The sequence below is a fragment of the Chitinophaga niabensis genome, assembly GCF_039545795.1.
In the GTDB taxonomy this organism is placed as follows: domain Bacteria; phylum Bacteroidota; class Bacteroidia; order Chitinophagales; family Chitinophagaceae; genus Chitinophaga; species Chitinophaga niabensis_B.
Genome location: NZ_CP154260.1, coordinates 3,730,610 through 3,751,005 on the forward strand (window position 1 = coordinate 3,730,610; position 20,396 = coordinate 3,751,005).

The 20,396-nt window shown below is 45.8% G+C and carries 22 protein-coding genes and 1 tRNA gene; 18 read left to right on the top strand and 5 right to left on the bottom strand.

The window, feature by feature from the left end; genetic code table 11:
- Positions 1-24 precede the first annotated feature (24 nt).
- The gene (locus tag AAHN97_RS14525) at positions 25-1,749 is read left to right on the top strand and encodes a phospho-sugar mutase (RefSeq protein WP_343302757.1); all 1,725 of its coding nucleotides are present in this window, start codon (positions 25-27) and stop codon (positions 1,747-1,749) included.
- On the top strand, positions 1,746-2,729 hold the full coding sequence (locus AAHN97_RS14530) for a DUF2279 domain-containing protein (protein ID WP_343302758.1): 984 nt from the start codon (positions 1,746-1,748) through the stop codon (positions 2,727-2,729). Before AAHN97_RS14525 ends, AAHN97_RS14530 begins: the two co-directional genes overlap by 4 nt.
- Here AAHN97_RS14530 and AAHN97_RS14535 read toward each other — a convergent pair.
- Complete coding sequence (locus AAHN97_RS14535) at positions 2,726-3,223, bottom strand: phosphoribosyltransferase family protein (protein WP_343302759.1); 498 nt, start codon at positions 3,221-3,223, stop codon at positions 2,726-2,728. The two genes, AAHN97_RS14530 and AAHN97_RS14535, sit on opposite strands and share 4 nt — an antisense overlap.
- A gap of 63 nt (positions 3,224-3,286) precedes the next feature.
- On the opposite strand from AAHN97_RS14535, the gene AAHN97_RS14540 reads away from it, so the two are divergent.
- From AAHN97_RS14540 to AAHN97_RS14550, 3 genes are read left to right on the top strand one after another with little or no spacing between them, the layout of a single operon-like run.
- Positions 3,287-4,573, top strand: a complete 1,287-nt coding sequence (locus AAHN97_RS14540; protein ID WP_343302760.1) for a (Fe-S)-binding protein — start codon at positions 3,287-3,289, stop codon at positions 4,571-4,573.
- Positions 4,574-4,600: 27 nt separating this feature from the next.
- Positions 4,601-5,380, top strand: coding sequence for a (Fe-S)-binding protein (locus tag AAHN97_RS14545; protein WP_343302761.1), 780 nt, complete (start codon positions 4,601-4,603; stop codon positions 5,378-5,380).
- A gap of 15 nt (positions 5,381-5,395) precedes the next feature.
- Positions 5,396-5,905, top strand: coding sequence for a hypothetical protein (locus tag AAHN97_RS14550; RefSeq protein ID WP_343302762.1), 510 nt, complete (start codon positions 5,396-5,398; stop codon positions 5,903-5,905).
- A gap of 19 nt (positions 5,906-5,924) precedes the next feature.
- Here AAHN97_RS14550 and AAHN97_RS14555 read toward each other — a convergent pair whose 3' ends face one another.
- Both AAHN97_RS14555 and AAHN97_RS14560 read right to left on the bottom strand, forming a co-directional pair.
- A complete protein-coding gene (locus AAHN97_RS14555) occupies positions 5,925-6,236 on the bottom strand; it encodes a TfoX/Sxy family protein (protein ID WP_343302763.1) in 312 nt (103 codons plus the stop codon).
- Positions 6,236-6,616 carry a nuclear transport factor 2 family protein gene (locus tag AAHN97_RS14560; protein WP_343302764.1) on the bottom strand — a complete coding sequence of 127 codons (381 nt, stop codon included), beginning with the start codon at positions 6,614-6,616 and terminating at the stop codon, positions 6,236-6,238. The genes AAHN97_RS14555 and AAHN97_RS14560 overlap by 1 nt, the downstream gene beginning before the upstream one ends.
- A gap of 106 nt (positions 6,617-6,722) precedes the next feature.
- Between AAHN97_RS14560 and AAHN97_RS14565 the strand changes: the two genes are divergently transcribed.
- From AAHN97_RS14565 to AAHN97_RS14585, 5 genes are all read left to right on the top strand, one after another.
- A complete protein-coding gene (locus tag AAHN97_RS14565; protein ID WP_343302765.1) occupies positions 6,723-7,127 on the top strand; it encodes a winged helix-turn-helix transcriptional regulator in 405 nt (134 codons plus the stop codon).
- A 35-nt stretch (positions 7,128-7,162) separates the two neighbouring features.
- A tRNA-Gly gene (locus AAHN97_RS14570) sits at positions 7,163-7,235 on the top strand.
- A gap of 399 nt (positions 7,236-7,634) precedes the next feature.
- A complete protein-coding gene (locus AAHN97_RS14575) occupies positions 7,635-8,621 on the top strand; it encodes a bestrophin family protein (protein WP_343302766.1) in 987 nt (328 codons plus the stop codon).
- 186 nt (positions 8,622-8,807) lie between these two features.
- A complete protein-coding gene (locus AAHN97_RS14580) occupies positions 8,808-9,002 on the top strand; it encodes a hypothetical protein (RefSeq protein ID WP_343302767.1) in 195 nt (64 codons plus the stop codon).
- Positions 9,003-9,028: 26 nt separating this feature from the next.
- Positions 9,029-9,730 (top strand): hypothetical protein, encoded by a 702-nt coding sequence (locus AAHN97_RS14585; RefSeq protein ID WP_343302768.1) that lies wholly within the window; start codon positions 9,029-9,031, stop codon positions 9,728-9,730.
- On the opposite strand, the gene AAHN97_RS14590 is transcribed toward AAHN97_RS14585, so the two are convergent.
- The gene (locus tag AAHN97_RS14590; RefSeq protein WP_343302769.1) at positions 9,719-9,988 is read right to left on the bottom strand and encodes a hypothetical protein; all 270 of its coding nucleotides are present in this window, start codon (positions 9,986-9,988) and stop codon (positions 9,719-9,721) included. The two genes, AAHN97_RS14585 and AAHN97_RS14590, sit on opposite strands and share 12 nt — an antisense overlap.
- A gap of 82 nt (positions 9,989-10,070) precedes the next feature.
- Between AAHN97_RS14590 and miaB the strand changes: the two genes are divergently transcribed.
- The 8 genes from miaB to AAHN97_RS14630 all read left to right on the top strand — a co-directional run bounded on the left by miaB (position 10,071) and on the right by AAHN97_RS14630 (position 18,427).
- The gene (gene miaB / locus AAHN97_RS14595; protein WP_343302770.1) at positions 10,071-11,486 is read left to right on the top strand and encodes a tRNA (N6-isopentenyl adenosine(37)-C2)-methylthiotransferase MiaB; all 1,416 of its coding nucleotides are present in this window, start codon (positions 10,071-10,073) and stop codon (positions 11,484-11,486) included.
- Between the two features lie 18 nt (positions 11,487-11,504).
- A complete protein-coding gene (locus AAHN97_RS14600) occupies positions 11,505-12,752 on the top strand; it encodes a sigma-54 interaction domain-containing protein (RefSeq protein WP_343302771.1) in 1,248 nt (415 codons plus the stop codon).
- 19 nt (positions 12,753-12,771) lie between these two features.
- Positions 12,772-13,287 carry an LptE family protein gene (locus AAHN97_RS14605; protein ID WP_343302772.1) on the top strand — a complete coding sequence of 172 codons (516 nt, stop codon included), beginning with the start codon at positions 12,772-12,774 and terminating at the stop codon, positions 13,285-13,287.
- A 58-nt stretch (positions 13,288-13,345) separates the two neighbouring features.
- Positions 13,346-15,202, top strand: coding sequence for a hypothetical protein (locus tag AAHN97_RS14610; RefSeq protein ID WP_343302774.1), 1,857 nt, complete (start codon positions 13,346-13,348; stop codon positions 15,200-15,202).
- Positions 15,203-15,210: 8 nt separating this feature from the next.
- Positions 15,211-15,564 (top strand): preprotein translocase subunit SecG, encoded by a 354-nt coding sequence (gene secG, locus AAHN97_RS14615; RefSeq protein WP_343302775.1) that lies wholly within the window; start codon positions 15,211-15,213, stop codon positions 15,562-15,564.
- A gap of 100 nt (positions 15,565-15,664) precedes the next feature.
- A complete protein-coding gene (gene mltG, locus AAHN97_RS14620) occupies positions 15,665-16,714 on the top strand; it encodes an endolytic transglycosylase MltG (protein WP_343302776.1) in 1,050 nt (349 codons plus the stop codon).
- A gap of 40 nt (positions 16,715-16,754) precedes the next feature.
- Positions 16,755-17,720, top strand: coding sequence for a YihY/virulence factor BrkB family protein (locus tag AAHN97_RS14625; protein ID WP_343302778.1), 966 nt, complete (start codon positions 16,755-16,757; stop codon positions 17,718-17,720).
- Between the two features lie 104 nt (positions 17,721-17,824).
- Positions 17,825-18,427 carry a thioredoxin family protein gene (locus tag AAHN97_RS14630; RefSeq protein WP_343302779.1) on the top strand — a complete coding sequence of 201 codons (603 nt, stop codon included), beginning with the start codon at positions 17,825-17,827 and terminating at the stop codon, positions 18,425-18,427.
- 2 nt (positions 18,428-18,429) lie between these two features.
- Here AAHN97_RS14630 and AAHN97_RS14635 read toward each other — a convergent pair whose 3' ends face one another.
- The gene (locus AAHN97_RS14635; RefSeq protein WP_343302780.1) at positions 18,430-20,391 is read right to left on the bottom strand and encodes a TonB-dependent receptor; all 1,962 of its coding nucleotides are present in this window, start codon (positions 20,389-20,391) and stop codon (positions 18,430-18,432) included.
- Between the last annotated feature and the right edge of the window lie 5 nt (positions 20,392-20,396).

A 20,396-nucleotide genomic window follows, 5' to 3' on the forward strand; every position in this document is an offset into this window, starting at 1 on the left:
GGCTTGTAAACAGTAAATTGAATCATGGACGCAAACATTTTAAGCAAAGTAGAGCAATGGCTCAATGGCGGTTTCGATGAAGAAACAGTAGCCACCATCCTCCAACTCCAAAAAGAAAACCCGGACGAACTCACCGATGCATTTTATCGAAACCTCGAATTCGGCACTGGCGGCCTCCGTGGCATTATGGGCGTAGGTACCAACCGGATGAATAAATATACCGTAGGTATGGCCACCCAGGGTTTTGCCAATTATCTGAAAAACTCCTTCACGGGAGAGATTAAGATGGCAATTGCACATGACAGCCGCAATAACAGCCGCTTCTTTGCTGAAGTGACGGCCAATGTAATGGCCGCCAACGGCATCAAAGTATATCTCTTTGAAGCCCTCCGCCCCACACCGGAACTGTCCTTCGCCATCCGCCATCTCAAATGCCAGGCAGGCGTAGTGCTCACTGCTTCCCATAATCCCCGGGAATACAACGGGTATAAAGCTTACTGGGATGATGGTGCACAACTTGTACCACCGCACGACAAAAACGTGATCACGGAAGTGGATAAGATCGCCAGCATCGGCGATGTGAAGTGGACAGGCTGGTCTGAGAACATCCATCCTATCGGAAAAGAAATAGACGAAGCCTACATGCAAATGCTGAAAGGCCTCAGCGTATATCCAGAAGTGATCGCAGCACAACACGATCTCAGGATAGTGTATACACCTATCCATGGTACGGGCATTACCCTGGTACCCGAGGTGCTGCAACGTTTCGGTTTCACCAATGTACATGTGGTGGAAGAGCAATCCAAACCGGATGGTAACTTCCCTACTGTAGTATATCCTAACCCCGAGGAATCAGAAGCTATGAGCATCGGCCTCAAAAAAGCCGCTGCACTGAACGCAGACATACTCCTGGGAACAGACCCTGATTCTGATCGTGTAGGGATTGCCGTTAAAGACCATACCGGCAAATGGATCTTACTGAATGGTAACCAAACCGCCGTACTGCTCTTCAACTACATCGTAGAAGGCCGCAAACGTAAAGGTTTAACACAGCCGAATGATTACATCTGCAAAACCATCGTAACATCAGACCTGATAGATGTATTTGCAGCCAGCAATGAGATAAGGTGCTACAACACCCTCACCGGTTTCAAATGGATCGCAGACCTTATCCATCAGAAAGAAGGAAAAGAAAACTTCATTTGCGGCGGAGAAGAATCTTATGGTTATATGATCGGTGATAATGTACGGGATAAAGATGCCATCGCTTCCGTTGCCATGATCTGCGAAATGGCAGCCTATGCAAAGAACGAAGGCAGAAGCCTCTTTGAACAACTGATCGATATTTATATTCGCTACGGTTTCTACAAAGAGTCCCTCATTTCCATCACAAAGAAAGGTATGAAAGGTGCAGAAGAGATCGCAGAAATGATGACTGCCTACCGCAACAATCCGCCTGTTATCATCAACGGCCAGCCTGTAGTGAAATTGTTCGACTACCAATTACAGCATGTAACAAACCTGAGCTCAGGAGAAAAAACACCGCTGGATCTGCCCAGATCCAATGTATTACAATTCCTCCTGGCAGACGGCAGCCGTATATCCGCCCGCCCTTCCGGCACGGAACCCAAGATCAAATTCTACTTCAGCGTGCATGAAAACCTGGAAAGCGTGGCAGACCTGGAGAGAGTAGAACAGATCCTGGACAGTAAAGTAACCAACATTATTCACGACATGAAGCTTGGATGAGGGGTCATGCCTTAAAAAGAACGCATATCCTGTTGCAGAACATTGGCCGTTGTGTTGGCCTGTTGGCTATCCTTCTTTTTATCTCTCTTAAAGTTTCTTCACAAAACCATACATTCTTCCAGAACCCGGACTCTGTCATCAAAGGCAGGGTCTGGGCACTGGGAGTAGGCAGTGCCATGGCATACGGCGGATCTTTACTGGTATTGAATCAATACTGGTATAAGGATTATGCCAAACGTGATTTCCATACCATCAACGATGCCGGCGAATGGCTGCAGATGGATAAGTTCGGACATGTATATACTACTTACCTGTTTTCAAAATACAGCCGTGAGTTATGGAGATGGAGTGGCTTACCCCGCAAGCAGCAGATCTGGATCGGAGGATTAAGTGGCTTTGCCTATCAATCTGTAATAGAGTTACTGGATGCACACTCCACACACTGGGGATTCTCCTGGAGCGATATGGGCGCCAATGCCATAGGTTCAGCGGCTATGATCAGCCAGGAACTGATATGGAATGAACCCCGCTTTCAATTAAAATTCTCTTCTTTCCCCATTCACTACCGTGATCCGGTGTTAAAAGCCCGCGCCGTAAACCAGTTCGGGGAACGTTATACAGAACGCACTTTAAAGGATTATAACGCACAAACCTATTGGTTATCCGTAAATCCATGGTCTTTTGCCAAAGAAAGTAATTTTCCAAAATGGCTGAACATTGCCGTAGGTTATGGTGCGGAAGGCCTGTATGACGCTAAAAGAAACGACTGGACGGATGATCAGGGCGTAACGTATGATTACACGCATATCCGCCGTACACGGCAGTTCTATCTTTCTCCCGATATTGATCTCACAAAGATACCCACCAGGCGAAAGGGGCTGAAGATATTGTTCCAGGTATTGAATATGGTAAAAATACCGGCACCGGCATTGGAGATCAATGGCGCAGGGAAGTTAAAAATGCATGCTTTGTATTTTTAAACGAGGTAGGCAGAGTGGATCGCTTCTCCTTCCACATCCACCATTACCATGTCCTGTAAAGTAGTGGACAGGCTGTAACCCACAAAATCCACAGACAGCGGAAAAGATTTATGGCGGCGGTCTACCAGTACAGCCGTTTGTATCTTCTTAGGAAAGAATTGCAGAAAAGGTTTCAATGCATACAACATGGTTTTACCGGAATTAGCCACATCATCTATCAGCACAATCACTTTATCCGTAAAATCCAGTTCATGAGAGAGCGTCACTTCTGCCGGATGTTGCTTGTCCAGCTTAATCTCCACCACTTCTATCTTAAAGGGGGCGATCGCTTTCAGGTGCGCCGCAATCTTATTGGTGAGAATAGTACCACGGTCCCAGATACCCGCAAGGATCAGGGAAGGCTCGTCATAATTATGCTCATATATTTCATACGCGATCCGTTCTATTTTCTTTTCAATAACTTCCTGCGTCAGGATTACGTTCTTATTTTCCATATAGTGGGTTTGTGCAGCCGTAAAAATACATAAATTGCGATAACAACCGGTCAAATCAAGGATATGCAAATTGTTTACCAGGTCCTCTTTCTCATCGCATTGAGCGTAGCCACCTATTTGTTCTCCCGCAGAGCATTGGGTATCAGGCGTAACATCCTGCTGGGAAGAGATGTAGCACTTAACGACCAGCCTGCAGCCCGCTGGAAAAATCTTTTTTTACTGGCCTTCGGACAGAAAAAGATGTTCCGCAACCCCCTGGTGGCGGTATTGCACTTTTTTGTGTATGCAGGTTTCCTGATCATTAATATTGAGATCCTGGAGATCATAATAGACGGGCTGGCCGGTACACATCGTATATTCGCGCCCGTTCTTGGATCTCTGTACGGGATACTGATCGGCTGTTTTGAGATACTGGCGGTGCTGGTAGCCGTTTCCTGCGCCATCTTCCTGGTACGCCGGAATATCATCAAACTAAAACGTTTCATCAGTAAAGACCTCAATGGCTGGCCCCGCTCTGATGCCAACTATATCCTTATCACAGAGATCGTGCTGATGGTATTGTTCCTCACGATGAACACGGCCGACCTGGTATTGCAAAGCCGGGGTGCTGAACATTATATACAAACACAGCCGTTCTGGGTTACCAGTCAGTTTACCCCTCTCCTTTCCGGCTTATCAGACGGTGCGCTGATAGCGATAGAAAGAGGTGCCTGGTGGCTGCACATCCTGGGCGTACTGGCCTTTTTGAATTACCTGCCCTTCTCTAAACACCTCCATATCATCCTGGCCTTCCCGAATGCTTATTATGCGGACCTGCGGCCCAAAGGAAAGATGGAAAATATGCCGGAGATACAACAGGAGGTCCTTTACGCCATGCAACCTGAACTGGCACCCACTACGCCTTCAGAAACAGTGCCCAAATTCGGCGCAAAAGATATACAGGACCTTACCTGGAAGAACCTGCTGGATGCATATGCCTGCACAGAATGCGGCCGTTGCTCCGCAGCCTGCCCTGCCACACAAACTGGCAAAGCGCTCTCTCCCCGCCTGATCATGATGAAAACGCGGGACAGGGCGGAAGAAGTAGGCAGGGGTGCAATTGAGGGCAAAACCCTGTTACGTGATTATATAACAGAAGAAGAATTACGCGCCTGCACCAGTTGCAATGCCTGCGTGGAAGAATGCCCCGTGAGCATTAATCCCCTTCACATCATCCTGCAGATGCGCAGGCACCTGGTAATGGAAGAATCCAGCGCACCACAGGAGTGGAATATGATGTTTTCCAATATCGAGAATAATATGGCGCCCTGGAAATTCAGTCCGGATGACCGTGACGCCTGGATACAATAATCATACACCCAAGCAAAAAAGAAAGAAATGCAGATAAAAACAATGGCCGAATATTTTGCCAATGGAGAAACGCCTGAAGTACTTTTTTGGGTGGGATGTGCCGGTAGTTTTGACCAGCGGGCCCAGAAGATCACCCGGGCATTTGCAGAGATCCTCACCAAAACAGGGATACAGTTCGCCATCTTGGGCAAGGAAGAAGCCTGCACCGGCGACCCCGCCAGGCGGGCCGGGAACGAATTCCTCTTCCAGATGATGGCCTACAACAATATCCAGGTGCTGAACAACTATGGTGTAAAAACCATCGTCACCGCCTGCCCTCACTGCTTCAATACCTTCAAAAATGAATATCCACAACTGGGAGGCAGCTACGAGGTGATCCATCATGCCACCTATTTACAACAGCTGATAGACGGCGGCCGCATCAAAATGAAAGAAGGCGGCACTTTTAAGGGCAAAAAGATCACTTATCATGATTCCTGCTACCTGGGAAGGGCAAATGGGATCTACGAAGCACCAAGACAAGTTTTAGAAACCCTCGATGCAGAATTGGTGGAAATGAAAAGGTGCAGAAGCAAGGGGCTTTGCTGTGGCGCCGGAGGCGCCCAAATGTTCAAGGAAGAGGAAAAGGGAACTACCCGGATCAACTTTGAAAGAGGCCATGAAGCTGTATCTACCGGTGCATCCGTGATCGCTTCCAACTGCCCTTTTTGCATGACGATGTTAACTGACGGGGTCAAAGAAGCAGGCAAAGAAGAGGAAGTAAAAGTGCTGGATATTGCGGAAATGATCGCACAAAACATGCAATAATCTTAACTTTGTACCATGAACACCGATATCAAACATATTTTACCGAACGACTTCGCCCCTGCTTCCAGGGTTTGGATATACCAAAGTAACCGCCCGTTTTCAGAAAGAGAGGCCGAAGAGATAGAAGAACAGCTGCACCAGTTTGCAGTGCAATGGAATTCCCACGGAGTACCCGTAAAAGGCTGGGGCCGCCTGTTATTTGACCAGGTGATAGTGCTGATGGCAGATGAAACCACTTCCGAAGTGAGCGGATGCAGTACAGACAGTTCCGTGCGGATCATTAAAAGCATGGAAAGACAATATTCCGTGAACCTTTTTGACCGCCTGCTGCTGGGTTTCCTGGTGAAGGATAAACTGCAGTTACTGCCCTTGAACCAGGTGGGTTATGCGCTGGAGAAAGGGTTTATTACCACAGATACGCTTTATCTCAATAATACTGTGTTAACGAAGCAGGAGCTGGAAGATCATTGGCTGGTACCGTTGAAGGAGAGCTGGCTGATGGCGAAACTGGCTAAAACAGCGTAAATTATTTGTAAAGCCTTGATCATTTCAAGGCTTTTTTATTGAAGTCAAGCGCAAGGGCTACCCATTGATCAAGGGCAGCCTTTGTCTTAAGGTTGTTTTCATTTACATGCACATAACCTTTGTATTGCCTTCCTCCCATAATCACTGTGGTGCAGCCTTCTATCTGCAAGTTGGGATCAATACGGCACATGATCCTGTCAGCACCCGCTGTGAGGCACATTTTACCATTTACCATAAAGGCCAGGCCGCCAAACATCTTTTTCTCTTCCACTTTGGGAATGCCCGCCAATGCCTGCCTGAGCCTGTCAGCCAGCTTTTCACTATAAGCCATTATTTAGGTGTGTTCCTGTCAAAAGTAAGGGTGTCAAAGAAAATGGTGAGTGCCTTCAGTTTGCCATTCTTTGCTTTCCATATCTCCGATACATCTCCGTTAACGGTTTCACCATTGGGGAATTTAAAATCGTAATTCCCTATAACACTTGCATTTTCACCATCCACAATCATTTGTTTTACCCGCATGGATTGAAACACACGGGAAAACCTTTTGATCACCTCTATATAAGCAGCCTTTCCTATCAATGGCGTTGTTTTTGAAATATCACCGCCTGTATAGCTGAAATCATCGGCTATAACTGATTCCCAGCCTTCCTTTTGGGCGAAACCTTTATAGTAGGTTTCCAGCAATTTTTTTGTGGATGCTGAAGTTTCCATTTTTTTCAGATTTTAAGGATTAGGAATTTTACAATAGTTGTTGCATTTTGCAAGAGCTAAGATAAAAAGTTATTTCAAAATGCAAGTACTTTTAACATAAAAAAATATGGAAAAGACCAGGTCGGATTGTCCTATCAGTTGTTCCCTGGATGTATTTGGGGATAAATGGTCACTGCTGATCATCAGGGATATTATGCTGCGGGGAAAGTTGTCGTACAGCGAATTCCTGCAATCGGAAGAGAAGATCGCGAGCAACATCCTTGTTAACAGGCTGAGTGTGCTGGAGGCAGAACAGATCCTTATCAAAAGTGTATCACCTGCTAATAAGTCGAAGTTTATTTATAGTCTTACAGAGAAGGGTATTGACCTGTTACCCATCATTATTGAGATCATGGATTGGGGAGCGAAGTATAATGCGAATTGTCCCCGCAGGGAGTTAGGAAAGAAGATCAGGAAGGACAAGGCCGGGGCAATTAAGGAATATTATCAGAAGTTGAGGAAAGGGGTATAGCTATACGGGATACATTTGTATATTTGTAAATACCAGCGGAAATAGCTCATTTGGTAGAGCATCAGCTTCCCAAGCTGAGGGTGGCCGGTTCGAGCCCGGTTTTCCGCTCTTAAAATAAATTGCCTGTAGATCATTGGATGTACAGGCATTTTTGTTTTAGGACCAGATCTGAAAGTCAAAAACTTTTATTCGCACAGCGATCAATGTGCCTGCTTAATTGTGTTCCCTTATTAAATACGGCTAAACGCCTTGTTTTAGCCGGAAAACTGTCCTTCCGGGTCCGATATGTCTTACCTAAGAGTTACCTAAGTCTTACCTCAGAGCTACCTAAGAGCTACCTTTTATAGAGGTAACTCTGAAGTAATATTCAGATAGCTGAATATTTTCTCTTAACTGGCTTTATTATAACAAAATCCGGTCGTTGACTACTTAACTTCACGGCATGGTTACTCCGCGGTAAAGCCCTAAGATTTTGTACATTTATCTCAATACCCAAAAAACCTGACAATGAACATAGGAAGAAGATACACCTTCAGAGAGTTTGTATACTGGACAAGGAGACATATCTACAAGCTCTTCTTTCTGGCCCTGATCCCAACCATACTCTACCACCTGGGCCTTACTTTCTTATCCATCACCTGGGTACCCGTTGCATTATTAGGTACAGCGGTATCCTTCATTGTCGGTTTCAAGAATAACACCAGTTATTCCCGGCTATGGGAAGCAAGGATCATATATGGCAGCATTGTTAATAGCAGCAGGGCCTTCGCCGTGATGGTCAGAGATTTTGTAAAGGACGATACTGATATTAAAACCATTTTCCACCGGCATTTTGCCTGGCTTACGGCGCTTCGCTATCAATTAAGAGAGCCCAGGGTCTGGGAAAATATGACCAACCCGGAAAACGTGGAATATGCGGCGCTTTACAGCATTCCGGAAAAGCAGACCACCATGGAAGAAGAGTTAAAGAAATACCTGCCGGATGAAGAACTCCACTATATCCTCGCAAAAAAGAACAAAGCTACACAGTTGATGGCCATGCAATCCAGGCATATTAACAACTTAAGACTAACAGATCTTCAGCTGATGCAATTACAGCAATCAGTGACCGCTTTCTACGATTGCCAGGGAAGAGCAGAGAGGATCAAAAACTTTCCTTATCCCCGGCACTTTTCCTCTATTGCCAGTTACCTGCTCTATTTCTTTGTGCTGTTAGTACCCTTTGGTCTGCTCAATGAATTTCAGAAGCTGGGGAACGGTACCATGATAGAAGGTTATTCTATCTGGCTGAACATCCCTTTCTCCTTATTGCTATCCTGGGTGTTTGTAGCTTTGGATGTTGTAGGAGAAAGTTCCAACAACCCTTTTGAAGGCAGCGCTAACGATGTACCTATCAGTAACATTTCCCGAACTATAGAAATAGATATGCGGGATATGCTGGATGAAGCAGAACTCCCCTCTCCTACCACACCACAAAACAACATCTTAATGTAAGGCCCATGAAAAACACAGGTGTGAATAACGGTTTGATGGAAGAGTTTTTTGCTTAGATATTATTCACTATACATGATGAAAATGCAAGCTGATTGTAATAACAATTGGTTTGCATTTTTAGTTGGTGGCTGAGTGATTTTGAAGAAGAGGAATTTGTACTTTTGCAGTGTAAAAATGTTCCACTATATGACAAACAAAGAATACATTCAAAGAATTGAGAACGGTTTATTGGAGCAAAGAAGAAGAATTGAATCTTCCAAGGAAGCCGCTGCAGCTTTAATAGATTCTTTAGGCATTAGACACCTGCTTATTCCTATGACAGAAGAAGAAATAAAAGCAGCTGCAGAAAAGAGAACTTTAGAGAATAAAGTATGTAAATAATATTTTTATCAGACTAACTCAGTTAAATGTTAACCTCAGAATCCAAATTCATATACACTTCCGATCCGGGATTAGTATTAGGCTTTCATGGTTGTGAAGAAGCCATTAGAGATGCCGTTGTTTCAGGAAACATGATGTTAAAAGCCAGCCAAAACAAATATGATTGGCTGGGATATGGTTTTTATTTCTGGCAAAATAATTATGAGCGAGCTCTGGATTTTGCTACTAATCCTCCTGGCAAAAAAGAGATCGGGAAACCAGCCGTACTTGGCGCCGTACTCAGCCTAGGAAGCTGTTTAGACTTAACAGACAAAAAACATATTAAATCTGTCCAATTTTCCTACGAAAATCTAAAGGTGTCTGCTATATCAGAAAATAAAAAACTACCTGTAAATAAGAATTCGAAAGACTCAAAAGATTGCGTCCTTAGAGAACTTGATTGTTCTGTCATTGAAAATCTACATGAATCAATGAGAATTTTACAGACTCCCCCCTTCGACTCCACCCGTGGCGTCTTCATCGAAGGCTCCCCTATCTACGAAAACGCCGGCTTCCATGAAAAAACACATATCCAGATATGCGTCAGAAACCCTAACTGCATAAAAGGCTTCTTCATCCCACGTGAAGAAGTGCAATGGCCGGAACCCGAAAAACTACACTTCATCATCCCGGATAATAGCACTGTTCAGGAAACACCCGCATACTATTCAACCTATCTAACTCAGTAACAGCGTCAGCAACACTGCCCCCTGCCCCAGTACCCCTCCGATCACCGCCGCCACCGCATCCATAAAATCATGATGCCCCTTCCCCGTAACCAGGGAAAACAACTCAAACCCATAACTGATCCCCAGATTTCCAATCAGGGCAAACACCGCCCCGTATACCAACTCCCCCGGGAACAGGAAAAACCCCGCTAACTGCAACACAATCCCCATCGGGATACCCACATAGAAATGTTTCCATTTGTCAGGTGCTATCTTCATAAGAGCCGAAATATAAGCAAAACTTAACCTGTCATTCTGTCATTTTTTTATGTATTTTTGCCCTTCTAAATTCAGACAGTGCATGTTGGATACCGTACCTAAAGTACATGATGAGAACCGCCAGGGCGAAGCAATCGCTCCGCAGGCCGGAGATACGCGTACCTACGCAAAAAAGTTTTATATAGAAAGTTATGGCTGTGCCATGAACTTTAACGATAGTGAGATTGTGGCCTCCATCCTCAATAAAGAAGGTTTCGGAGCCACCAGGGACGTGGAAGAAGCCGACCTCGTACTCCTCAACACCTGCTCCATCCGTGAAAAAGCCGAACAAACCGTCCGGAAACGCCTTACGGAGTTCAAAAGCATCAAAAAAGCCAAACCGGGCTTCCTGGTAGGAGTTTTAGGCTGCATGGCGGAACGCCTCAAATCCAAATTCCTCGAAGAAGAAAAACTGGTAGATATGGTGGTTGGACCGGATTCCTACCGCTCCCTGCCCGGCCTTATAGAAGAAGCCTCCACCGGCCAGAAAGCCATTAACGTACTGCTCAGCCGGGAAGAAACGTATGCAGACATCAGCCCTGTACGCCTCAACAGCAATGGCGTAACGGCTTTTGTTTCCATCATGCGGGGTTGCAATAACATGTGCTCCTTCTGTGTAGTGCCCTTCACCCGTGGCCGGGAAAGAAGCCGGGAACCGCAATCCATTATAGAGGAAGCTACAGACCTCTTCCAGAGGGGCTTCCGCGAGGTAACCCTGCTGGGCCAGAACGTGGATTCCTATTATTTCGTGGACGAGCAAAGGGACGAAACTGTCACCTTCGCCCTCTTACTCGAAAAAGTGGCCGCTATCAGCCCACTGTTAAGGGTACGCTTCAGCACCTCCCATCCCAAAGACATTACAGACGAAGTGATCCTCACTATCGCCAGACACGAAAATATTTGCAATTATATCCACCTGCCTGTTCAAAGCGGCAGCAACAGGATCTTACAATTGATGAACCGCACTTATACCCGGGAATGGTATAAGAAAAAGGTAGATCGCATCCTGGAACTGATCCCCGACTGTGGCCTTTCCACAGACGTGATCACGGGCTTCTGTACAGAAACGGAAGAAGACCACCAGGAAACGATGGACATCATGAACTACGCCCGTTTTGACCTCGCCTATATGTACGCTTACTCTGAACGCCCCGGCACATTGGCTGCCCGCCGGTACCGGGACGATGTGGAAGCAGACGTGAAGAAGCGCCGTCTTGCAGAAATAGTTGCCCTGCACCGTACGCACACGCTCGCAAGTATGCAGAAGGATGTAGGAAAAACCTTTAAAGTATTGATAGAAGGCACTTCCAAACGTTCAGAGAACGATCTTTTTGGCAGGAACGATCAGAACAAAGTGATCGTATTCCCGAAAGGAGAACATAAAAAGGGTGAGTATGTGATGGTCAAAGTAGAGAACTGTACCGCTGGTACCTTGCTGGGAAAGGTTGTGGAAGGATAAGCTAAAATTAAAAAACTGATGGACAACATTCAAAGTATAAAGAACCGCTTCGGCATCATCGGCAATTCGCAGGCATTGAACTATGCCCTGCAGGTAGCCGCCCAGGTGTCCAACACCGATCTTACGGTGCTGATCTCCGGAGAAAGCGGTGTGGGAAAGGAAGTATTTTCACAGATCATCCATACCCTGAGCGCCCGCAAACACAACCCTTTTATTGCCGTGAACTGCGGCGCCATTCCCGAAGGAACAATAGACTCGGAGTTATTTGGTCACGAAAAAGGATCATTCACAGGAGCCGTTGATAACCGTAAAGGATATTTCGAAACCGTAAACGGTGGTACCATTTTCCTGGACGAAATAGGTGAAATGCCCCTGGGCACGCAAGCCCGTCTCTTAAGGGTACTGGAGGCCGGCGAATACATCCGCGTAGGTTCCTCCAAAGTACAGAAAACAGACGTTCGCGTGATCGCAGCTACCAACCGCGATCTCCTTGAAAGCACCCAGCAGGGTAAGTTCCGGGAAGACCTGTATTATCGTTTGAACACGGTACCCATCCGGGTTCCTTCCCTGCGTGACAGGAAAGAAGATATCGCTATGCTCTTCCGCAAGTTCTGTGTGGACTTTGCAGAACGTTATAAAACCACTTCCATCCAGCTGGATGATGAAGCCCGGGACATGGTCACCAATTACCCCTGGCCAGGTAACGTACGGGAACTAAAGAATATCGCAGAACAGATCTCTGTACTGGCAACAGATAAACATGTGAGTGCCGCAGAGCTGCGCAGGTTCCTGCCGGAACCACAGGTGACCAACCGCCTGCCCATGCTCGCCCCGAATCACAATGGCGGCGGTACCGGTGGCGACTTCAACAGTGAAAGGGACATTCTTTATAAACTTTTCTTTGACATGAAAAAGGATGTAACAGAATTGAAGAAAATGTTCTTCGATATCCTGCAAAATCCTTCTATAGCACATACCGGCGTGTTCCCGGAAGAAAATGTACTGCATAACTTCAAGCAACCGGAACCACAGGCCGCTCCTGCCGGTATCATTTCCAATCCGCAGCCTTACATTATCCAGGACAGCAGCAAAATAGATCATCATGAGGAAGTGGAAGAAACCCTCTCTATAGCAGATAAAGAGAAAGAACTGATCGAAAAAGCGCTGAAGAAACACAAAGGGAAACGTAAAGATGCCGCACTCGACCTCGGAATTTCGGAACGGACTTTGTACAGGAAACTGAAGGAATATAATATCAATGAATAAATACGCTATCCGCCAACCTATGGTCAGAACGATTTCATTACTTGTAAGCTTAAGCCTGTGGCTACTTTTGGGGGGATGTTCTATAAAATACTCGGCCAATGGCGCCAGTATCGATCCTGAGGCCAAAACGGTACTGGTCCGTTTTATTGAGAACCGTGCCCCACAGAATAATCCGCAATTAAGCCAGCAGGTTACAGAAAAACTGCGGACGAAGATCCTTGCACAAACCCGCCTGACACAAACAAATGATCAGAACGCGGATTATGAATTCAAGGGTACCATTACCGGCTATTCTATTTCGAATGCCGCAGTAACGGATGTGGATAAGCCTGCTTCTGCCCGTCTTACTATTACGCTCAATATTACTTTTATTAAACGGGTAGGCGATAAGAAAGGCTTTACGAGCCAGTCCTTCTCCCGCTCTGCAGATTTCGATGCCGGTAAAACTGTCACGGAAGCAGAGCCACGCTTGTTGGAGGAGATTGTACCGAACCTGGTGGATGATGTTTTTAACAGGGCATTTGCAAACTGGTAATAGCGGATATCGCCGCGCTGCTATTTGATTTAAGTTTTATTTTCATATTTTAGCACCCATGACCGCTAACAGGATCATTCACCATATTTTTAACCAACCGGATATCCGGCACGTGGACCAGGCTGAACTGGAACGGCTGGTAGAAACATATCCTTATTTTGCGGCGGCACGCCTGTTGCTGGCGCAGAAACAATACATTCAACGTCCTGATCTGACGGCTCCCACGCTGAAAAAGGCCCAGCTTTACAGCAGCAATCCACAACATTTACATCAGTTACTGACAGATACCTCTCTTTTTGAAGAAGCACCGGTAGTAGCAGAAATGCCTATTCCTCCGGCTGTTGATATAGAAGAAACCGAAGATGCCATCTCCGCAGAAGACCAGCAGATCCTGGATGAAATAGAAGCAGAAGACAGGGCTAATGCTGAATTGGCTGCTCTACAGGCTCAACAGCCAAAACTGGTTGTTGAACACATCTTACTCGTGGAAGATGAAGTAGATAATTTGTCTGAGCTGGATGAAGAACTGGTTATTGAAGATGAGTTTGCTGAAGAAGAACCGGTACTTGAAAATAAAGAAGCGATCACTAAGGATGAAGAGATCGCTACAGAAAAGGCGCCTGTCTTAGAAGAAGAGATCACTGCAGAAGAGGAAATTGAAGAAGAGATCACTGCAGAAGAGGAAATTGAAGAAGAAATCACTGCAGAAGAGGAAATTGAAGAAGAAATCACTGCAGAAGAAGGAGCAATTGAAGAAGAGATCGTTGCTGAAGAGGCTCCCTTATTAGAAGAAGAAATAACTCCAGAAGAGGAACTTATAACTGAAGAAGCAACAGCCACTGAAGAGGAACCCGTAGCCGAAGAAATGGTTGCTGCTGCAGAAGAACCTGCAGTTGAAGAAGCAATAGCAGCAATAGCTTCTGAAGAACAGCCGGTAGCCGAAGAACAACCCACTGCCCAGGAACAACCCGCAGTGGAAGAAACACTTTCCCCTGCCGCAGAAGCGATCATTACCGAAGCACCGACAGGTGAAGAAGCAATCACCGCTGAAGAACAACCCGCCGCAGAAGAACCAGATGAGATCGTAGCCATTGACTACGAAGCCATTACAGCCGAAAAAGCCTTCGAAGAAGCCAGAACTTCAAACGAACCGGATGAAGTTGTAGCCATTGACTACGAAGCGATTAAAGAAGAAAAAGCCTTCGAAGCAGCAAGAACTTCAGACGCACCGGATGAAATAGTCGCCATTGATTATGAGGCATTAAAAGAAGAAAAATCACATTACGAGCCTGAAATAGAAGAAGAAGACATCGTTGTAGCCGCTCAAACCACCCAACCTGCAGCCGGCATCTCCATCCCTGCCGCCGCAGAAACAACTGATAAACAAATAATTATATCAGACGATGAGGATAACGGGGAAGAAAACACCGAAGCAGAAGGCCCCATCCGCATCCACCCGATAGATACACCGGAAGAAGAGACCGTTCTCACCTTCCAGCCACTATACACAGAAGACTATTTTGCCTATAAAAAGCTGAAAGATCCGAATACTGCAGAAATGATGAACGACAAAGCACAGGCTGAAATGAGAAGCTTCACTGACTGGCTGCGGGAGCTGAAAGACAACTTTATAGCAGGAAAAGCTACAAAAGACTGGTATCACCAGCAAATGCACCGTTTGTATGAAGACGATGAGCCGGAAGTATCTGAAAGAGTGGAAAAAATGGCCATGGAGTCCATTACCCTGAACGATGATATCGTCTCTGAAACACTGGCTGAGATCTGGGTACGCCAGCACCAGCACGCAAAAGCGATCGTGGTTTACCAAAAATTAAGTTTGCTTAATCCCGACAAAAACGCTTATTTTGCGCAAAAGATCAAAGAATTACAATTACTAACAGACAACAATAAATAGCAACGAATATGTTGATTTTCTTTGGAATATTGATCGTAGTAGCCTGCGTTTTGCTGGGCTTCTTCGTGCTGGTACAGAATCCCAAAGGTGGCGGCTTGTCCGGTTCTTTTGGCGGTTTCGGTAACCAGGTGATGGGCGTGCGTCAGACTACTGACGTTCTCGAAAAAGGTACCTGGATCCTGGCATCTGCCATCGCTATCCTCTGCCTCACTTCCGCTATGTTTGTCAATAAAGGCGCTGGTTCCGTTGAAAAAGGTAAAAGCACCATTGAGCAATCTGCCGGCGCTCCGGCCCCTGCACCTGCTGCTCCATCAAACACAGCACCTTTGCCGCAGCCTACGCCTCCGGCCAAGACAAACTAATAATATTATATAAATCATAATATTTACAGGAACCTCGCCGTTAAAAGCGGGGTTTTTTGTGCGCATGTGTGAATGATCATATCCATACCCTATCTTATTCATGAAGAACAAAGTAAAGAATAACCGCTCTCCCTGGATCCGCCGCACGGCGGTAGTTATTGGCTGCCTGCTGGCCGGCGCTCTGGTATTTGCCGCCTATCTGCTGATGGGCCCCAATACCCGCTCCTTTGGCGATAAGAAATACTTCTACATCCCTACCGGCAGTAATTACCAGAACGTACTGGAAGGTTTACAGGAACAAGGCATCATCGGCTCCCCTGCCACCTTCAACCTCGTGGCAAAAAGACTGGATTATCCCGCCCGTGTGAAAGCGGGCCGGTATGAGATAAAGAAAGGAATGAGTAACCTGGAGATCATCCGTATGCTGCGTTCCGGCAGGCAATCCCCGGTAAAACTGGTCATCAATAAACTGCGCCTGAAGGAAGATTTCATCCGGCTGGTTGCCAGCAACCTGGAAGCAGATTCTGCCAGCCTTAAAGCCATCTTTGAAGACCAGGTATACCTGCGGCAGTTTGGCCTGGATACCAATACCGTGATGTGCGCCGTTATGCCCAATACTTACGAATTCTACTGGAACACCAGTGCAGGTAAAGTATTTGACAAACTGGAAAATGCTTACAATACTTTCTGGAATGAAAGCCGCAAAGCCAAAGCGCTGGCTTTAGGACTAAGCCCTACTGAGGTTACCACGCTCGCTTCCATTGTGGAAGAAGAAACCAACAAGAATGATGAAAAACCTGTCATTGCCAGCGTGTATCTGAACCGTTTACGTACAGGTATGAAACTGGGAGCTGACCCCACCGTTAAATTTGCATTGAAGAACTTTGCTTTAAAAAGGATCTGGGGTGCGCATACAGAATTTGATTCTCCGTATAACACATACCGTTATAGCGGCCTGCCTCCCGGCCCTATCTGTACACCTTCTGCCAAGTCAATAGACGCCGTATTAACGCCTGTAGTATCTGATTATCTCTACTTCTGCGCGAAATGGGATTTCAGCGGTTATCATGCGTTTGCAACCAATTACAAAGATCATATGGAGAATGCGCGGGCTTATCAGAAAGCATTGAATGCAAGGGGAATAAAGTAAGCAACTTTCAGTACTTTTACCCCTGTCCAACAATGCCCTGATGATCGACATTGAAAAATTAATACTGAATTCGAAACCTGTAAGCTGGGTGATCAGGAAGAGTAAAAGCCTGGTATTACCAGGTTTCGACAGGGCACCTTTATATGATGTCATCGTCTTTTTTCTGAAGGAAACTGCAAAGGAAAGTCTGGCAGAACGGGCTGCATCCATGTCTTTCAACTTCCTGCTGGCCATTCCTCCTTTCTTCATTTTTATACTTACCCTCGTTCCCTATATTCCTTTGCAGAATATAGAACCAACCTTATATGATCTTGCAGAATCACTCACACCTAACTATAACAGTTATATAATAGTGAGGGATATGATCCATGATTTCCTCTACACGCAGCGGAATACTTTGTTATCTTTTTCATTCATCCTCAGCTTCTATTATTCTTCCAATGGTGTAATGGGTATGCTGAACTCTTTCGATAAAATGCTTCCAGGTTTTAATCAGCGTGCCTGGTGGCAAACGCGCCTCACTGCATTAAAACTAACCATCTTCCTGGTGTTGCTTTTACTGGTCACTGTTGCCCTGATCATTACACAAGGCGCTATCTTAAAACTGATCATGCAGGAATTGAACATCCGTGATTCCTTCTCTCAATTCATCATTGGTTTGGTAAGATGGACACTGATCGTATTGCTGTTCTTTTCCATCATTTCCGTGATCTATCGTTTTGGGCCGGCCACTAAGAAAAAATGGAAATTTATCTCCGCAGGTTCCACTTTTGCCACTATTTCCATGATAGTGGTAACATTAGGATTTTCTTTCTACGTCACCAATTTTGCGCAGTACAATAAAATCTACGGTTCTATCGGAACCATCCTGGTGATTATGTTAGTAGTTTACTTCAATTCATTCATCCTTCTCATTGGTTTTGAACTAAATACAAGCATCAGTACACTGCGGGAAATAGCCAGTGAACGTACAGCCGAAAACCCTGAAGTACAAGGCCTTTCATGACAATTTTAATATGCCCGTTTGAAAATATCTAATTCATGATGAACGGCTTTTAAATGCGTATAAAATAGCTTAATTTACATACGAACCTAAACAAAATTGAGCCTATGAAAAAGCAATTCGTTTTACTGCTTGTTGCTACTGTATGGCTGGCTGCATTCCGTTTACCGGATGCACTGGAAGTCGGCTCCAAAATGCCGAAACCGGACATCAAAATGAAAGATGTAACCGGTAAAGAGATCTCACTGAACGATGCAAAAAAAAGCAATGGACTACTGGTGATGTTCAGCTGCAATACATGCCCTTATGTAGCACGCAACCAGGAACGCACACGCGAGATCTGCCACTTCGCACTGAAGAATAACATCGGGGTGATCCTGATCAATTCCAATGAAGCGGAACGGGATGGCGGGGATTCCTATGCAGCCATGCAGAGTTATGCAAAAAAACAAAGTTACACCTGGTATTACACGGTAGATAAGAACAATGAAATAGCGGATGCTTTTGCAGCAGACCGTACGCCTGAATGTTATTTATTCAATAAAGACGCTGTATTGGTTTACAAAGGTGCTATTGATGATAATCCCGGCAGCGCCGCGGATGTATCCCAGAAGTACCTTCATAATGCCATGAATGCAGTACTTACAGGCAAGGCAGTGGAAGTAACTTCCAGCGCTTCCGTTGGTTGCGGGATCAAAAGGAAAATGTAACCTCAGATCCTGAACAATACCGTGGCAAAATAATTTCTACCGGGTGCCGGATTAAAATACCGGCCACCCAGTGCATTCAGGTCATTTCCCAAACTGTACCGTACATTCAATATATTATCCACGCCTCCCTGCAAAGTGATACGGGAGCGCTGCCAGCTTATTTTCCCCTGCACAAGATGATAGGATTTTGCATATACGCTGTTGGCATCATCCAATGGAATACTGCCCGTAAAATTGTGTTGTGCAAACAGGGAGAATGCGTATGGCAAATGCCATAACACACTGCTCACCACCACATGCTGCGGCACGCCGGTCATTTTATTGCCGGAAAAATCTTTATAATTCTCAAATTTAAAAATACTCAAAGTATACGCAGTGCGTACTTCAACTTTATGCCCAAGCCATACTAAGCCTTGTACTTCAAGTCCTGTTTGCTTTGTTCCGCCTGCATTATCAAAGAACTCTTCTCCCTGGGCATCCAGCTTTCTCACAATGGCATTTTGCATGCGGTAATGGAACAATGCTACATCCAGCATGTAACGTCCTGTTCGCGGAAGCAAACGTAATCCTGTTTCATAGTTCCATCCTGTTTCAGGGCGCAGGGAAGTATTGAATACATTATTCGATGCACGTACTTCTGCTACGGCAGGCGGAGAATAGCCGCGGCTCACTGTTATACGAAGTGACAGATCGTTCTCCAGTTTATAGGAATAAGACAAACGGGGCATAAGTACAGGAGAGAATTCCACTCTTGTGCGCCCGTTACGGTCAAATACAAAGTGATAATAATTTACGCTGGCTGCGCCTTCCAGCAGGCTGCGGGCAGACTGTACAGAAAAGCGGGCAAAATAAAAATGCTGGCCTGCATGGATATCGTCCCTCACCTGCAAGGTATCCCTTACGCCCTGCCGGTTGCCATAGTTGGCGATATCTGAACCGGTTTGCTGCCATTCCATCCCCACATTGAATTTCAAGCGGAAAGGACGGTCCGCATTCTGCCATTCCAGGAATGTGCGGAAGCCTGCAGTGTTTTCATCACGCGCTTCATAATTGGTGATGAAAGGGTTTTCAAAATGTGTATTTGCACCGAATACGGCAATGGTATGTTTCCACCTGGCAGAAAACTGCGCTTCATGTACCAGTCCTCCCTGGAAGGTACGGTTGTAAATAGCCGCTTTTTGTGTGAGGGATTGTACTCTTGCAGCACGGGGATTGGCATTGCTCTGATCCAGTGTAAGGCCGCCGGGTGTACGGTAAGCCATGTCCGTATAAAAAGCTAAGAGCTTCAAATTATAACCCGGCCTGTATTCCCATTGCTGGGCAGTTTGCGCATAGATCCTTTTCAATGCACTGTTCTGGCGGTATCCATCTGCACGCTGATATCCCATAAAAAGCTGCAGGCGATAGTTATCCAGCTGTTTGCTGTAACCGGCGGATGAATGGAACAAACCATAACTGCCTCCCTGTAACCTGATACGCAGGGAACTATCCTGCGGAGGATTAAAAACACCCAATCTGATCACACCGCCTGAGTTAGCTCCAAAGAGGCTCCCATCCGGCCCTTTCAATACTTCCGCATCTGTTACCGCACCGGGGTCCAGCAGGTTGAGATAAGCATTACCACCTGCATCTGTCAGGGGTATTTCATCCATGTATATTTTAATATTACGGATGCCGAAAGGAGAACGCAGTAAACTTCCGCGCATGGAAAGGCGATAACTGCCCGGAGACCTTTCTTCCATGCGGATGCCCGGTACCGTATTAAATGCAGGAACAAGTGAATACCCTTGTTGCTGCTGCAACTGTGTACCACTTAAAATACTGGTGGCTGTGGGTATTCTTATGAGTGATTCTTTCGAAAGATAGGAACGTACTACCACTTCAGGCAAAGTATCCCGCTGGGCATGCACCGCAAATGGAAGCAATAACAGCAGGCAAACAGGTATATGGAATTTATTCCTCATTATGT

Excerpts from the sequence above, each read along its gene's own strand:
- AAHN97_RS14525 (WP_343302757.1), top strand. The coding sequence starts at position 25 with ATGGACGCAAACATTTTAAGCAAAGTAGAGCAATGGCTCAATGGCGGT.
- AAHN97_RS14530 (WP_343302758.1), top strand. The coding sequence starts at position 1,746 with ATGAGGGGTCATGCCTTAAAAAGAACGCATATCCTGTTGCAGAACATT.
- AAHN97_RS14535 (WP_343302759.1), bottom strand. The coding sequence starts at position 3,223 with ATGGAAAATAAGAACGTAATCCTGACGCAGGAAGTTATTGAAAAGAAA.
- AAHN97_RS14540 (WP_343302760.1), top strand. The coding sequence starts at position 3,287 with ATGCAAATTGTTTACCAGGTCCTCTTTCTCATCGCATTGAGCGTAGCC.
- AAHN97_RS14545 (WP_343302761.1), top strand. The coding sequence starts at position 4,601 with ATGCAGATAAAAACAATGGCCGAATATTTTGCCAATGGAGAAACGCCT.
- AAHN97_RS14550 (WP_343302762.1), top strand. The coding sequence starts at position 5,396 with ATGAACACCGATATCAAACATATTTTACCGAACGACTTCGCCCCTGCT.
- AAHN97_RS14555 (WP_343302763.1), bottom strand. The coding sequence starts at position 6,236 with ATGGCTTATAGTGAAAAGCTGGCTGACAGGCTCAGGCAGGCATTGGCG.
- AAHN97_RS14560 (WP_343302764.1), bottom strand. The coding sequence starts at position 6,616 with ATGGAAACTTCAGCATCCACAAAAAAATTGCTGGAAACCTACTATAAA.
- AAHN97_RS14565 (WP_343302765.1), top strand. The coding sequence starts at position 6,723 with ATGGAAAAGACCAGGTCGGATTGTCCTATCAGTTGTTCCCTGGATGTA.
- AAHN97_RS14575 (WP_343302766.1), top strand. The coding sequence starts at position 7,635 with ATGAACATAGGAAGAAGATACACCTTCAGAGAGTTTGTATACTGGACA.
- AAHN97_RS14580 (WP_343302767.1), top strand. The coding sequence starts at position 8,808 with ATGACAAACAAAGAATACATTCAAAGAATTGAGAACGGTTTATTGGAG.
- AAHN97_RS14585 (WP_343302768.1), top strand. The coding sequence starts at position 9,029 with ATGTTAACCTCAGAATCCAAATTCATATACACTTCCGATCCGGGATTA.
- AAHN97_RS14590 (WP_343302769.1), bottom strand. The coding sequence starts at position 9,988 with ATGAAGATAGCACCTGACAAATGGAAACATTTCTATGTGGGTATCCCG.
- miaB (WP_343302770.1), top strand. The coding sequence starts at position 10,071 with ATGTTGGATACCGTACCTAAAGTACATGATGAGAACCGCCAGGGCGAA.
- AAHN97_RS14600 (WP_343302771.1), top strand. The coding sequence starts at position 11,505 with ATGGACAACATTCAAAGTATAAAGAACCGCTTCGGCATCATCGGCAAT.
- AAHN97_RS14605 (WP_343302772.1), top strand. The coding sequence starts at position 12,772 with ATGGTCAGAACGATTTCATTACTTGTAAGCTTAAGCCTGTGGCTACTT.
- AAHN97_RS14610 (WP_343302774.1), top strand. The coding sequence starts at position 13,346 with ATGACCGCTAACAGGATCATTCACCATATTTTTAACCAACCGGATATC.
- secG (WP_343302775.1), top strand. The coding sequence starts at position 15,211 with ATGTTGATTTTCTTTGGAATATTGATCGTAGTAGCCTGCGTTTTGCTG.
- mltG (WP_343302776.1), top strand. The coding sequence starts at position 15,665 with ATGAAGAACAAAGTAAAGAATAACCGCTCTCCCTGGATCCGCCGCACG.
- AAHN97_RS14625 (WP_343302778.1), top strand. The coding sequence starts at position 16,755 with ATGATCGACATTGAAAAATTAATACTGAATTCGAAACCTGTAAGCTGG.
- AAHN97_RS14630 (WP_343302779.1), top strand. The coding sequence starts at position 17,825 with ATGAAAAAGCAATTCGTTTTACTGCTTGTTGCTACTGTATGGCTGGCT.
- AAHN97_RS14635 (WP_343302780.1), bottom strand. The coding sequence starts at position 20,391 with ATGAGGAATAAATTCCATATACCTGTTTGCCTGCTGTTATTGCTTCCA.